The sequence below is a fragment of the Phenylobacterium sp. genome (assembly GCF_028290885.1).
Lineage (GTDB): Bacteria > Pseudomonadota > Alphaproteobacteria > Caulobacterales > Caulobacteraceae > Phenylobacterium.
The window spans coordinates 29015-42886 of record NZ_JAQGIZ010000010.1; the positions used below are offsets into that span (position 1 = coordinate 29015).

Annotated in this window: 10 protein-coding genes; 4 read left to right on the forward strand and 6 right to left on the reverse strand. The window is 67.3% G+C overall.

Annotated elements, in window-relative coordinates; genetic code table 11:
- Positions 1-2: 2 nt before the first annotated feature.
- From JWP28_RS00775 to JWP28_RS00785, 3 genes are read right to left on the reverse strand one after another with little or no spacing between them, the layout of a single operon-like run.
- Positions 3-1472: an efflux transporter outer membrane subunit gene (locus tag JWP28_RS00775; RefSeq protein WP_299538875.1), complete on the reverse strand. Its 1470-nt coding sequence runs from the start codon at positions 1470-1472 to the stop codon at positions 3-5.
- A 2-nt stretch (positions 1473-1474) separates the two neighbouring features.
- Positions 1475-3004, reverse strand: coding sequence for a DHA2 family efflux MFS transporter permease subunit (locus JWP28_RS00780; RefSeq protein WP_299538877.1), 1530 nt, complete (start codon positions 3002-3004; stop codon positions 1475-1477).
- Positions 3001-4107 carry an HlyD family secretion protein gene (locus JWP28_RS00785; protein WP_299538879.1) on the reverse strand — a complete coding sequence of 369 codons (1107 nt, stop codon included), beginning with the start codon at positions 4105-4107 and terminating at the stop codon, positions 3001-3003. Before JWP28_RS00785 ends, JWP28_RS00780 begins: the two co-directional genes overlap by 4 nt.
- A 319-nt stretch (positions 4108-4426) precedes the next feature.
- Between JWP28_RS00785 and JWP28_RS00790 the strand changes: the two genes are divergently transcribed.
- From JWP28_RS00790 to JWP28_RS00800, 3 genes are all read left to right on the forward strand, one after another.
- On the forward strand, positions 4427-5362 hold the full coding sequence (locus tag JWP28_RS00790; protein WP_299538881.1) for a LysR family transcriptional regulator: 936 nt from the start codon (positions 4427-4429) through the stop codon (positions 5360-5362).
- Between the two features lie 193 nt (positions 5363-5555).
- Positions 5556-6728 carry a patatin-like phospholipase family protein gene (locus JWP28_RS00795; RefSeq protein ID WP_299538883.1) on the forward strand — a complete coding sequence of 391 codons (1173 nt, stop codon included), beginning with the start codon at positions 5556-5558 and terminating at the stop codon, positions 6726-6728.
- A gap of 33 nt (positions 6729-6761) precedes the next feature.
- A complete protein-coding gene (locus JWP28_RS00800; RefSeq protein ID WP_299538885.1) occupies positions 6762-6917 on the forward strand; it encodes a hypothetical protein in 156 nt (51 codons plus the stop codon).
- On the opposite strand, the gene JWP28_RS00805 is transcribed toward JWP28_RS00800, so the two are convergent.
- Positions 6914-7252, reverse strand: coding sequence for a hypothetical protein (locus JWP28_RS00805; protein ID WP_299538887.1), 339 nt, complete (start codon positions 7250-7252; stop codon positions 6914-6916). The two genes, JWP28_RS00800 and JWP28_RS00805, sit on opposite strands and share 4 nt — an antisense overlap.
- A gap of 466 nt (positions 7253-7718) precedes the next feature.
- Between JWP28_RS00805 and JWP28_RS00810 the strand changes: the two genes are divergently transcribed.
- Positions 7719-8315 (forward strand): hypothetical protein, encoded by a 597-nt coding sequence (locus JWP28_RS00810; RefSeq protein WP_299538889.1) that lies wholly within the window; start codon positions 7719-7721, stop codon positions 8313-8315.
- 72 nt (positions 8316-8387) lie between these two features.
- Here the strand turns inward: JWP28_RS00810 and JWP28_RS00815 are convergent, their stop codons facing one another.
- Positions 8388-10478 carry a response regulator gene (locus tag JWP28_RS00815; RefSeq protein ID WP_299538891.1) on the reverse strand — a complete coding sequence of 697 codons (2091 nt, stop codon included), beginning with the start codon at positions 10476-10478 and terminating at the stop codon, positions 8388-8390.
- A 2-nt stretch (positions 10479-10480) separates the two neighbouring features.
- Positions 10481-13872: response regulator (locus JWP28_RS00820; protein ID WP_299538893.1), on the reverse strand; the 3392-nt coding region annotated here is incomplete at its 5' end.

Genomic DNA, 13872 nt, shown 5'->3' on the forward strand with positions numbered 1-13872 from the left:
CGTCAGCCGCCCGGCGTCCCGGTCCAGCCCCCCGCCGTCGCGACGAACAGCCGGGCGCTGTCAAGATATTGCCGCGTGCGCGCGTCGACCAGGCCTGAGACCGAGCGCTGATGGATGCGCTCCGCGTCGAGGATCTCCAGAACGCCGGAATTCCCGGCCGCGAAGCTGCGCCGCGAGAGGTCGAGGGATGAGGCCGTGACGGTCAAGGCCTGGCTCTGCGCCTCGACCGTCTGCTGGTCGTGCGCCAGGGCCTGGAGCAGGTCGGCCACCTGTCCGAAGGCGCTCAGCACCGTGTCCTGGTAGAGGGCGTTCGCCGCGCGCGCGTCGTCGATCGCGGCCTGGCGCTGGGCCTTGAGCGTTCCGCCGTGGAAGATCGGGGCGGTCAGGCCTGCGAACACGTCATAGCCGCGGAACGCGCCCTTGAAGACGTCGCCCGCGCTCGGCGCCGCCTGGGTGAGCGAGGCGCCGAGCGTGATGTCCGGATAGAGCCGCGCGGTGGCGACGCCGATCGCGGCGGTGGCGGCGTGGAGGTTGGCCTCGGCCTGCAGGATGTCGGGCCGGCGGTGGACGAAGGCGGAGGGCAGCGACACCGGGATATTGCCCGGCAGTTGCAGGGCGTCGAGATCCAGCTCGGGCGCCTCGAATTCCGCCGGCGCGACGCCGAGCAGGGTCGCGAGCAGATGCTGCGCCTCGCTCAGGGACTGGTGGAGCGGCGGCAGGAGGGCCTGGTCGGCGACCAGCTGGCTGCGGGCGTTGAGCACCTGCACCATCGTGCCTTCACCCCCCCGCCGGCGCTGATCGACGAGCTCGACGTTGCGCTGATCCTCGAGGATCAGCGCCTGCGCGGCGGCGATCTGCGAGCGAATCGCCGCGACCGTGATGGTCTGGATCACCACCTGGCCCGCGATGGCCAGATGGGCCGCCTCCGTCTGGCGCAATTGCGCCTCCGCCTCGGCGCCCGCCTGTTCGATCCGCCGCCGGCGGCCGCCGAACAGGTCAAGGTCGTAGGAGACGCCGCCGCCTACCGAGTAGAGGTCGAATTCGGGATTGCCGGAAAGACCCGGCAGGGTTCCGGGCCGGAAGCCGAAGCCCGCGAGGTTGACCTGCTGGTGTTCCACGCGAGCGTTGATGTCGACCTGCGGCAGGGCGGAGCCCCGCACCGCGGCGAGCTCCGCCCGGCTGCGGGCGAGCGTGGCGTTGCTCGCCGCCAGGGAGCGGTTGTTGGCGATGGCCCGATCGACCAGGGTGTCGAGCGCCGGCGAACCGTAGGCCGCCCACCAGCGGAGCGGCGCGTCCCCGGAAGTCGCCACTGGCCCGCCGGCTGGCCCGGCGGCGGCCTGAGCCTCCGACGGCGGCAGATAGGCCGTCGTTGCGGGCGCCGCAGGGCGATGGAAGTCGGGGCCGACGACACAGCCGGCCAGCCCGAGGGCGAACAGGGGCGCCAGCGGGAGGAGATGGAAGCGGCAACGCATGATCATTCCAGATGGAGGCTGACGCTCGCCGCGCCGCGGCGCGGCGAGCGCATGAACAGGATGAGCGGGATCGCGGCGATCGCCAGGACGCCGAGCAGCCAGAAGCCGTCGACATAGGCGACCATCTGAGCCTGCCGCTCGACCTCGCCGGAGAGGGCGGCGATCCCCGCCGGATCGGTGAGGCTAAAGCGCCCTGACATGGTCGCCACGACGGGATTGTCGGGCCGCAGACCTTCGGCGAGCCGCGCGCGCACTGTTTCGGCATTGCGGTAGCTCAGCACTTGGAAGGCGGAGATGCCGACACTCGAACCGAGGTTGCGGATCAGGGTGAACATCGCCGCGCCCTCGTTGCGGAAGTGCGCCGGGAGGGTGGCGAAGGCGAGAGTGGAGAGCGGTACGAACAGCAGGCCCGTGCCCATGCCCTGGCAGAAGCCGGCGAGCGTCACGAAGCTCTGGCTCATCTGAAGGGACATGCCGCTCAGCATGAACACCGCGACCGCGGTCAGCAGCAGGCCGCAAAACATCAAAAGCCGGCCGTCGACCTTGTTGGCGATGCGCCTGACAACCAGGATCGAGACCAGGGTGCCGATCCCGATCGGGGCCATGACCAGGCCCGTGGTCACCACCGGATAGCCCATCAGGCTTTCGAGCAGCTGCGGCAGGATCGACAGCACCCCATAGGCCAGGAGGCCGAGCAGAAATCCCGTCACAGAGCAGAACACGAAGTTGCGGTCGGCGAAGAGGCCAAGCTCGATGAACGGCCGCCGCGCGGTGAGCATCTGGACGATGAACATGAACAGGAACAGGCCGAACGCCGCCGCCTCGATGCGGATTTCGGTCGAATAGAACCAGTCGAGCTGCTGGCCGCGGTCGAGCAGCAGTTGCAGCGCCCCGATCGCCAGGCCGAGCGTGGCGAAGCCGAACAGGTCGAGCCTGACCGGCTTCGCCGACCGGGTCTCGGCGAGGAAGAGCGATATGCCGATCAAGGCGAGGACGCCGATCGGCAGGTTGATGTAGAACACCCAGCGCCAGGACAGATTGTCGGTCAGCCAGCCCCCGAGCACCGGCCCCAGGATCGGCCCCAGGATCGCCCCCATCGTCCAGACGGCCATCGCCTGCCCGTGCTTCTCGGGTGGGTTGATGTCCAGCAGGATCGCCTGGCTCATGGGCAGCAGCGCGGCGCCGAATACGCCTTGCAGCAACCGGAAGCCGACGATCTCGCCAAGATTGCTGGCGATCCCGCAGAGCCCCGAAGCCAGGGTGAAGCCCAGGATCGAGACCAGCATCAGGCGCTTGCGGCCGAAACGGCCGGCGATCCAACCGGTGAGCGGGATGGTGATGGCGGCGGACACGATATAGGACGTCAGCACCCAGGTGATCTGATCACGCGACGCCGAGACGCTGCCCTGGATGTGCGGCAACGCGACGTTGGCGATCGTCGTGTCGAGCGAATTCATCAGGGTCGCGGCCATCACCGAGGCTGTGATGAACAGGCGCGTCGCGCTGTCCGGAAGGCCGACGGCCTGGGTCATGGCGCAGCCGCGGCGACCACTGCGCGCCGTCCCGGATCCTGGCCCCCGCCGAACAGGTGGCGGCGATGGCCGGTGTCGACCGTGACCGAAGCGCTGAGACCGGCATGCAGCGGCAGGTTGGCGGGCGTCGGGCCGAGGGTGAACTCAACCGGCAGCCGCTGTGTGACCTTCACCCAATTGCCCGTCGCGTTCTCCGGCGGCAGTAGCGAAAAGGTGTTGCCTGTGCCGGGGCTGAAATTCGCCAGCCGGGCCTTCAGCCGCAGGTCGGGAAAGGCGTCGAGCTTCACCGTCGCTGGCTGGCCGAGTCGCATGTAGTGCAGCTGGTCTTCCTTGAAGTTGGCCTCGATCCAGAGGCTGGTTCCCACCAGGGTGAAGACCGGTCTCGACGCCTCGACGTAGTTGCCCACCGGCAGCTGATCGACGCGGGTGACGATGCCGTCCTGCGGCGCCTGGACGATCGTGTAGCCGAGCCGGAGGTTGGCCTGGTCGAGCGCCGCCTGAGCTTCGCGAACGATCGGGTTCGCATCGACCGGCCGAGTGGCCTCGCCGCCCAGGCTGGCCAGCACACTGGCGTTCTGCTGCGCGACGGTTTCGATCTGCTGGCGGGCGGCGACGGCGGCCAGGGCGGCGGTGTCGTATTGCGCCTGGGACGAGATGCCCTGGCCGAGCAGCTCCTGTTGCCGGTCGCGTTCCCGCTCGGCGAAGTGCAAGCGGTCCTGCGCGGCCTTCAGTTCGGAGGCTCCTTGGCGATAGTTGGCCTGCAGGGCGCTGATCCGTAAGCGCGCGGAGGCGAGCTTCGCCGCCGCTTCGTCGACCATGGCCTGGTAGGGCGCCGGGTCGAGGCGGAACAGCAGTTGTCCGGCCCGCACGCGCTGATTGTTGGTCACCCCGACCGCCACCACCCGGCCCGGGACGTTGGCGCTGACCTGGACCTTGACCGACTGCACATAGGCGTCGTCGGTCGCCTCGCTACGGCCGCCGTGCAGATAGATGAACAGGCCGCCGACGATCACCACGACCGGCGCCGCGAACAGGAGGGGCTTGCGATAGCGGGCCCGGCGGGCGCGCGGCTCTAGGTTGTCGACCACCTTGTCCCCGAGCACGCTACGGTCTTCGGCCCGCGGTCCGGCGGGATTGGGCGCATTCATGTCAGCGGGCGCCCCGAAGGCGGCGCGTCTTGCAGTCGGTCATGGTGTGTCTCCCGTAGGCGCCTGACCACGCCGGCTCCTGGCCCGCCCTGGTCGGAGCAGAGTCCGATCCCGACGCGTCTCCGTGGCTTCCGGGACCGGGGGGGCGCCCGAGCGGTTCGTCGAGGCCGGGGGCCGGATCAGGATGCCGCGCCGTGTGAGGACCAACTTGAAGGGGCCGCAGCCTTTTGATAACCGCACACTTTCAGAAGGGGTTATTTGGACCTCAAGAAGAATGACCCGCATCCAACTCACCGAACTCACCGCCTTCGTGGCGGTCGCGGAACACTGCAGCTTCACCAAGGCGGCGGCGCAGGTGGGGATCGCGCTGCCGACCATGAGCCAGACGATCCGCTCGCTCGAAGAGCAACTGGGGGTCCGGCTGTTCAACCGCACCACCCGCAGCGTGGCGTTGACGGAGGCCGGTGAGCGGCTGCTCGCGGAAGTCCAGCCGATCCTCGACGGCATCGATCACGCCCTGGAGAGCGTCAATTCCTTTCGCGACAAGCCGATGGGGTCCCTGCGTCTCGCGGTCTCACGGCCGTTCGCGACGATGCTGCTCGCACCGCTCATCGCACCGTTCCTGGCGGAATACCCCGCCATCCGCCTCGAGATCGCTGTCGACGACACCAACAGTGACATCGTCAGCAGTCGGTTCGACGCGGGCATTCGCGTCGGTCAGCGTGTCGAGCGGGACATGACGATCCTGCGCATCGGCGACGACTTCAGGGTCCTGGCGATCGCCGCGCCGTCCTATCTGGAAACCCATCCGACGCCGACCCATCCGAGGGACCTGCACTCTCACAACTGTGTCCTCTACCGGTCACCCTGGGACGACGCGATCGCGTCTTGGATTTTCAGCAAGGGCGGCGAGCAGATCGATACGGCCGTTGAGGGTTCGCTGATCATCAACGACCTTGAGCTCATGAAGAGCGCCATTCTTGATGGCGCCGGCATCGGCTATCTCCCCGAGCACATGGTGGCGGAACACCTCGCGCAGGGTCGCCTGGTGACCGTGCTGCAAGGCTGGAGTCGGCAGGTGGATGGCGTGTTCCTCTACCATCCCAGCCGTCGCCAGAAGCCGATGCCGCTCATGGTTTTCCTGCGGTTCATCGAGGAATGGCGAAAAGGTGATCGGCGGGCTCATGCCGCGTCGGCGGGCGCCGCCTGACCAACGGCCGGCGGGATTCCCCCGAAGACCATCAATTCTTCTCCGCAGACAAATAACCATTTCAGAATGTTCGGGCTAATCGAATGGCCTGGGCCGGGTCTTTGCTGAGGCGACCCCCGGGCCAGCCTGATGCGGACCGGACGTAGCCATCGGCGGCTGGGCATTGCGCCGCCGGCCGGGAGGAGCGTTTCGGATGCCGGCAGCCGCACACCGCAAGACCCATCGGCTCCAGCAGCGGCCGCCCTTCGAGTGCATCGCCCTGCTGCTCCAGGGGGGCGGAGCCCTCGGGGCCTACCAGGGCGGCTGCTACGAGGCGCTGGCGGAAGCCGGCATCCATCCGGACTGGGTCGCCGGCATCTCGATCGGCGCCATCAATTCCGCGCTGATCGCGGGCAATCCGCCGGAAGCCCGCGTTGAAAAGCTGCGCCAGTTCTGGGAGCAGGTCACCACCGACGCGTTCGAGAGTTGGGGGCAGGACCTGCTGCCGCCTCCGTTGAAAGGGGACTGGGGCCGCGGCCTGTTGAGCCACATGAGCGCCGGCCTGGCGATGATGGGCGGCGCGGCGGGCTTCTTCGCGCCTCGCTCGCGCTGGCCTTGGTTGCACCCGACCGGTTCGATCGAGGCGACGAGCTTCTACGATACCGCAAGGCTCAAGAGCACCCTTGAGAGCCTTGTCGATTTCGACCGGATCAACGCCGAGGGCGTGCGGTTCAGCGTCGGTGCGGTCAATGTGCGGACCGGCAACTTCGTCTATTTCGACACCGCGACCCATACCATCCGCCCGGAGCATGTGATGGCCAGTGGCGCGCTGCCGCCTGGCTTCCCGGCCGTTGAGATCGACGGCGAGCGCTACTGGGACGGCGGTCTCATCTCCAACACCCCGCTGCAATGGGTGATGGACAGCCTGCCGCGCCAGGACACCCTGGCCTTCCAGGTCGACCTGTGGAGCGCACGGGGGACATTTCCGGGCAACCTGGCCGAGGTCGAGACGCGGCGAAAGGAGATACAATATTCCAGTCGCACCCGCGCCAACACCGACCAGTTCAAATACGCCCAGCGGGTCCGGAACACGGTCGCCAGCCTGCTGGCGCAGTTGCCCGAGGAGCTGAAGGCCAGTCCGGAAGCCCAGCTGCTGAGCGGCATAGCCGATCGCAAGGCTTACACCATCGCCCATTTGATCTACCGGGCCAGCGGCCACGAAGGCCACTCCAAAGACTATGAATTCTCGCGCTCCAGCATGGAGACCCATTGGCGCGCCGGATACCACGACACGGTCCGCACCCTGCGCCACCCGCATCTGTTGGAGCGGCCGGCCAACCACGAGGGCGTGGTGGTCTTCGACCTGGAGCGGGACGGCCGCGAATAGCCTCGCGGGCAGATCGTAAGGAGGCGAGCCGCCGTGAAAGAGCAGGACGTGCGTGAGCAGGCCTTCGCGATGCCGCTGACGGCGCCGGCCTATCCGCCCGGGCCCTACCGGTTCGTCGATCGCGAATACCTGGTCATCACCTACCGCACTGATCCCGACCGCCGGCGCCGGGCTGCGTGCCGCGGCTAACGGCCTTCCGACGACCGGTCTGCGTTGCGGGCGCCGGCCGGCCGAGGGCTGTCCATTGTCTCCGACACCAGTCCCAGCCAGGCGGTCGTGAAGGCCTGCTGTTCGCTGGCCACCGTCTCCAGGCGTTTCGCCATCCACTCGTGGCATACCGTCGTCGCTTCAGCCCGGCTATTCGCCGCCAGCAATCTGGCCCCGAATTCGGACTCGATCTGATGGATTTCGCGCAGTCGCTCAAGCCACGAGCGATTCATCCGCCGCATCCGGTCGAAGAGGCCGGCGTTGAAGCCGGCGAAACTCACCCCCTCGATCACCTTGGTGTTGTGGTCGGCCGCCATGGACGTCACCTCTACGGGGATGAGAGTTTCGTTGCTGGGCGCTGCTTCCAATTCGCGGCGATCTTCTGCGTTGTCTCAAGCGCCGCCGCACACGCGCTGGAACGACCTTCGCGAGCCGTCCAACCGACAGTCTGGCGGCCGGCCTATCCGCCGATAAGCCGGAACATCGAGAAGGGGCTATTCGGAGACCACGAAGAATAGCTCTAACGGCTGGGCAAAGACGTCCGCTTCGCCGCGCCTGGTCGTAGTCGTTCGGCTTGTCTGAGGTCTCGCCGGCAGCCCAACGGTGCTTTGGAGCGCGGTCGGCGACAATCGCTGGCCGGGTGATCGGCGCCATCGGCTGAACTGCCCTCAGAGATTCGACGCCTTGAAGCCTTCGCCATAAGGCGGCCTTTTCGGTCGGCTAGCTTGTGGCTCAGCGCCCAGGGCAATCCGGAGGGGCGGCTTAAGCCAGGAGCCTTGTTGCTTGCGCGCCACGAACCGGCGTCGAACCGCTGCGGCAGTTCTGGCGATCGCCGTGCATTTCGGCTTCATCCTCCTGCTCCTGGGCCGGGCGCCCGATCCTGCTTTGTCGTCGGATACGGCGATGCAGGTGAGCCTTGTGCCTGCCGTGACCAAGGAGAGGCCCCCCGGCCATCCGGCTTCTGCGCTCCGCGCTCCGCCAATCTTGCATCGACCGGTCCAAGCGCCACCGCCGCAGCCCGAGGCACCGCCGGTGTCCGCTGGACCAGTCGGGCGCCCCGAGACGTCGCCGCCAGACACGAGCCCGAAAGACGCCAGTGCAGCGACCTTGCAACGCGCACTCAAGGACCGCCTCGGCTGTACAAACCCCAATCTGGTGGCGTTGACGGACGCTGAGCGAGACGCCTGCGAAGAGCGGCTGGGGCGGGACGTAGCCAACGCGCGCGCCTACCCTGTGATTAGTCCCAAACTGAAGAAGATCTTTGACGGGACTTTCGAATGCAAACCCGATGACGACTGGTGCCTCTACCGCGTCGGAAAGGGGCCATACCCCGGTCTGCGCGGCATGGTGCGCAAGAAGAAGAAATCGGATTGGGACTAGGTCCTGGACCGGCGTCGCCAGGCGGCCGCGGCGTTCAGGGCCGCGGCCATCCGCGCAACAGAAGCCCGCGCCTCAGGCCGACTTGGCGAGGCCGCGCGATCGCCGGCGGGCTGGCGCGCGCCGGGGCGGGTCGAGCAGCTCCCGCAGCCTCGCGGCCAGCACGGGTGCGGCGTAGGGCTTGTCCAGGATCGGGTGGTCGGCGCCGCCCACCAGGCCCTTGTCGCCGATGAATCCCGACGTCAGCAGGATCTTCAGCTCCGGCCGCTCGCGCTGCGCCGCGCGCGCCAGGGCGATCCCGCTGGTTCCGCCAGGCATCACCACGTCGGAGAACAGCAGGTCGATCTGGGGGTCCTCGCGCAGGATTGCCATCGCCTGCTCGGCGTTGGCGGCGCTGGCGACGCCGTAGCCAAGCCCCTCCAGCAGGTCGACCGTCATCCGAAGGACCGCCGGGTCGTCCTCCGCCACCAGGATCCGCTCGCTGCCGCCCACCATCTCGTCGATCGAGGGCTTGGGCTCCGGGGCCTGGACCGGCTCGGACGACATCGGCAGCAGGATTTCGAACCGCGACCCGACGCCGATTTCGCTCTCGATGCGCACGTGCCCTTCGGACTGCTGCACGAAGCCGTAGATCTGCGAAAGGCCGAGGCCCGATCCGCGTCCGATCTCCTTGGTGGTGAAGAACGGCTCGAAGACCCGTTCGCACACCTCGGGCGTCATGCCCGTACCGGTGTCCTCGACGGCCAGGCAAATGGATCCGGCGGGCAGGCCGCTGGGGTCGTTGGCCTCGGTCAGCGAAGCGCAGATCGTGAAGGTTCCGCCGTTCGGCATTGCGTCGCGCGCATTGACCGCGAGGTTGAGCAGGGCCGCTTCCATCTGGCCCACGTCGATGTTGGCGCGCAGCGGCGCATCCCCGAGATCGAGGCGCACGGTCACCGCGTCGCCGACCGCCTGCCGGAGCAGCGGTTCGAAGTCCTGCACCAGCTGACGGACCTCGACCGTGACGGGGCGCAGGTTCTGCCGGCGCGAAAAAGCCAGCAGTTGCTGGGTCAGGGCCCGCCCGCGCTCGGCCGCCTGGCGGATGGTGTCGATGCGCGAGGCGCGCTTGACCTCATCCTCCGGCCGCCGCGCCAGGATGTCGATGTTGCCCAGCACCACGGTGAGCAGGTTGTTGAAGTCGTGGGCGACGCCCCCGGTCAGTTGACCGACCGCCTCCATCTTGTGCGCCTGCGCGAGCTGCTCCTCCAGCCGGTGGCGTTCGGTGGAATCCATGATCACGCCGAAGATCTCACGCTCGCCGGTCTCGCCGGAGGGGGCCAGGACGCCTTGGTCCGTCAGCCAGCGATACTGTCCGTCGGCGCAGCGCCAGCGGAACTCGCAGGCATAGGTTCCGGTGCGGGTGGTGGCCGAGACGGTCTCGACCACCCGCGCGAGGTCGTCGGGATGGATCCTGGACGAACCGAAGTCTGGCTCGCTGACGAAGCGTTCAGGCGGGAAGCCGGTAATCGCTTCCACCCCGTCGCTGATGAAGGTCGGCGCGAACGGCGGCTCGACATTGCGGGCGTGGAAGGTGATCGGAAGGCACGAAAGTATCGCCTGCTGATGGGCCTCGGACCGGCGCAGGGCCTGTTCGGTGCGGGCCTGGGCCGCCTGCATGCGGGCGTTCTCGTCGAGCAGCCATTGCCGGTGCGCCGCCAGGCGCTTGGCCTCTTCGGTCCTGAGGTAGATGTCAACCAGCACCGAGACCTTGGAGCGCAGGATGAAGGGGTCTACCGGCTTGAACACCATGTCGACCGCGCCGGCCGAGTAAGCCTTGAAGACATGGGCCTCGTCCCGGAAGATCGCGGTCAGGAACACGATCGGCGTTTGGCTGGTCCGCTTGCGGCTGCGGATCAGGGCGGCGGTCTCGTAGCCGTCCATGCCCGGCATGTGCAGATCCAGCAGGATCACCGCGAAATCATCCTTCAGGAGGCGCCGAAGCGCCTCCTCCCCCGACGACGCCACCACCAGTTCATGGCCGAGCCCCTCCAGCGCCTGGACAGCCGCGAAGGCGTTGCGTTCGTCATCGTCGACAATCAGGACCTTGGCGCAAAGCGGCGCCGTCAGGTCGGCTGGGTCGCGCCGATCCCGCCTGGGGTCCAGCTTCTCGGGCGGTAACGCAATCATGTTCAGCCAACCTGGGGCAGCATTGATACGACGGCTTCGCTGGCCAGGCGCTGGGCGTCGGCCTTCTGCACCGAGACCCGAAGCACCGACACCAGGTGGTCGATGTCCACCGGCTTCGAAACGTAGTCCGACGCGCCGGCCTGGATGCATTTCTGCCGGTCGCCCTTCATAGCCTTGGCCGTCACCGCCACGATCGGCAGGTCAGCCATCCCCGGACGCGACCGGATCTCGCGGATGGTCTCGTAGCCGTCCATGTTGGGCATCATGATGTCCACGAGCACCACGTCGGCGGTCGGATCGGCGTCGAGCAGTTCCAGGCCGGCTCGACCGCTTTCCGCGTAGGACAGTTCGACCCCGTATTCCTCAAGCGCGCTCGCCAGCGAGAAGATGTTGCGGATGTCGTCGTCGATCACCAGGACCCTGCGGCCGGCGAGGACGGGATCCTCGGCGCGGCTCTGGGCGAGTTTGACCCTGGTGGATTCCGGCAGGGCCTGGACAGGCTGGTGCAGCAGTTGACTGGTCTGTTCGATCAGCTGGTCGGTCGTGCGGGCCAGCCGCACCAGCCCGCCGAATACGCCAAGCCGCAGCCGCCGCTCATCGTCGGCGGAAAGCTCGTCGGGCGCATAGACCACGACAGCCGGCCGCTGGCCGCTCTGCTTCAGCGTCTCGATCAGCTCGACCACGCGCATGGCGGAAACCTCGACGACAAGACCTTCGGGGCGGTCCGCCTCGGGGCGCGCCAGCATTGAAGGCAGGTCGTCGACAAGCTCGACCGCCTTGAAGGACTGGCGCAACGCCTTGGCGGCCGGTCCCTTCCCACCGACCAGGGCCACGCGCCGGTCGGCCTTGGCGACGAAGCTCTTCACCTCCTCCAAGGTGGAGATCACGTCGTCCCGGTCGACCGGCTTGTGGGTGAAACCAAACGCTCCGATGGCGAAGCCCAGCCCCCGCTGGTCGTCGGCGGAGATGACGTGCACCGGGATATGGCGGGTTTCAGGCGTGCGTTTCAGGAGGTCCAGCAAGGCCAGGCCGTCCATATCCGGCAGCCCGATGTCGAGCATGATGGCGTCGGGGGAGAACCGCTTGGCCAGCGCCGCGGCGGCCCCGCCCTCGCCGGTCACCACCCCTAAGAAGCTGCTGTCGCGAACCAGGGACAGCAGGATGGAGGCGAAGCGCGGATCGTCCTCCACGATCAGCACGACGGCGTCGCCCGGCTTGATGTCGTCACGGTCATCGGCGACCGCCTCGGGGGAGTCTTCCGAGCGGTGGGACGCCACCGCCAGACGCGGCGTCACGTTCAGCGCCCGGCCGCCGGTCAGGACCTGGGCCTGAGGACTGAAGTTGAGCGGCAGGAACAGGGTGAAGGTCGATCCCTCTTCGGGCCGGCTTTGCACTTTCAGCTCGCCGCCGAGCAGGCCGGTGATCTCGCGGCTGATCGAGAGGCCCAGGCCCGTCCCCCCATACCTCCGGCTGATCGAGCCGTCGGCCTGCTGGAAGGATTCGAAGATGATGCGCTGCTTGTCCTCCGGAATGCCGATGCCGGAATCCTCGACCGAGAAGGCCAGCACCTGGCCGGCTGTGTTCAGGTGGTCGTTGGTGGAGTGCCAGCCGCTGTGCGCGCGCTCGACCTTCAGCTTCACATGGCCCTTCTCGGTGAACTTGAAGGCGTTGGAGAGCAGGTTCTTGATGATCTGCTGCAGGCGCTTGTCGTCGGTGTACATCGACCGCGGCAGCGCCGGGTCGAGCTCCACCTCGAAGTCGAGCTTCTTGTCGGCGGCGACCTGCGAGAATGTCCGGTCGACCTGGTCGCGCAGGCTCGCGAAGGACATCTCGCTGATGTCGAGCGTGACCGTGCCGGACTCGATCTTCGTCAGGTCGAGGATGTCGTTGATCAGGCCGAGGAGGTCGGCGCCCGCGTCGTGAATGTTGCGGGCGAACTCCACCTGCTTGTCCGAGAGGTTGCCCTGGGTGTTGTCACTGAGGAGCTTGGAGAGGATCAGCAGGCTGTTCAGCGGCGTGCGGAGCTCATGGCTCATGTTGGCCAGGAATTCGGACTTGTATTTTGACGTCAGCGCCAGCTGCTCCGCCTTGTCTTCAAGCGCGAACTTGGCCTGTTCGACCTCGCGGTTCTTGGCTTCCACCTGCGTGTTCTGCTCGGACAAGAGCTGCGCCTTGTCCTCCAGCTCGGCGTTGGTCTGCTGCAGTTCCTCCTGCTTGGTGCGGAGCAGTTCCTCGGATTGACGGAGCGACGCAGCCTGCTGTTCCAGCCGGTCGTTGGTCTTGGTCAGCTCTTCCTGTTGCGCCTGCAGCTCGGACGTCAGCAGCTGCGACTGCTTGAGCAGGCCCTCGGTACGCATGTTGGCGGCGATCGTGGAGAGCACGATGCCGATGGATTCCATCAGCTGGTCGAGGAAGGCCTGCTGCGTCTCATTGAAGTCGCCGAAGGTGGCCAGTTCGATCACCGCCTTCACGTCGCCTTCGAACAGCGCCGGCAGGACGATGATGTTCTGCGGCGGCGCCTCGCCGAGGCCGGAGGAGACCTGCACGTAGTCGCCAGGGACGTTGGTGAGCAGGATCCGCGACTTCTCGTAGGCGCACTGGCCGATCAGGCCCTCGCGCAGCTTGAACGAGTTGGCCAGGTGCTTGCGGTTGTTGAAGGCGTAGGTGGCCGCGAGGTTCAGCACAACCTGGCCGTCGTCATCGAGGTCGGAGACGTAGAACACCGCGTGTTGCGCGTTGATCAAGGGCGCCAGTTCCGACAGCACGAGGTTGGACACGGTCGAGAGGTCGCGTTCGCCCTGCAGCATCCGCGTGAACCGCGCGAGGTTGGTCTTCAGCCAGTCCTGCTCGGTGTTCTTCAGCGTCTGATCCTTCAGGTTCCGGATCATCTCGTTGATGTTGTTCTTCAGCTCCTCCACCTCGCCGGAGGCCTCGACGGTGATCGACCGCGTCAGGTCGCCCTTGGTCACGGCGGTGGACACCTCGGCGATGGCGCGGACCTGGTTGGTCAGGTTGGCGGCGAGCTCGTTCACGTTGTCGGTGAGGTCGCGCCACAGGCCGGCGGCGCCGGGCACCCGGGCCTGACCGCCGAGCTGGCCTTCGATGCCCACCTCGCGGGCCACGTTGGTCACCTGGTCGGCGAAGGTCGCCAGGGTCTGGATCATGCCGTTGATGGTGTCGGCCAGCGAGGCGATCTCGCCCTTGGCGTCCACGGCGAGCTTGCGCTTGAGATCGCCGTTGGCCACCGCGGCGACGACCTTGGCGATGCCGCGCACCTGGTTGGTGAGGTTGGTCGCCATCAGGTTCACGTTGTCGGTGAGATCCTTCCAGGTACCGGCGACGCCTTCAACGCGCGCCTGACCGCCCAATTTGCCCTCGGTACCCACTTCGCGCG

What these genes read in the sequence shown, in the direction of transcription:
- JWP28_RS00815 (WP_299538891.1), bottom strand. Translation starts at nt 10,478, where the DNA reads ATGATTGCGTTACCGCCCGAGAAGCTGGACCCCAGGCGGGATCGGCGC.
- JWP28_RS00795 (WP_299538883.1), top strand. Translation starts at nt 5,556, where the DNA reads ATGCCGGCAGCCGCACACCGCAAGACCCATCGGCTCCAGCAGCGGCCG.
- JWP28_RS00775 (WP_299538875.1), bottom strand. Translation starts at nt 1,472, where the DNA reads ATGCGTTGCCGCTTCCATCTCCTCCCGCTGGCGCCCCTGTTCGCCCTC.
- JWP28_RS00780 (WP_299538877.1), bottom strand. Translation starts at nt 3,004, where the DNA reads ATGACCCAGGCCGTCGGCCTTCCGGACAGCGCGACGCGCCTGTTCATC.
- JWP28_RS00805 (WP_299538887.1), bottom strand. Translation starts at nt 7,252, where the DNA reads ATGGCGGCCGACCACAACACCAAGGTGATCGAGGGGGTGAGTTTCGCC.
- JWP28_RS00790 (WP_299538881.1), top strand. Translation starts at nt 4,427, where the DNA reads ATGACCCGCATCCAACTCACCGAACTCACCGCCTTCGTGGCGGTCGCG.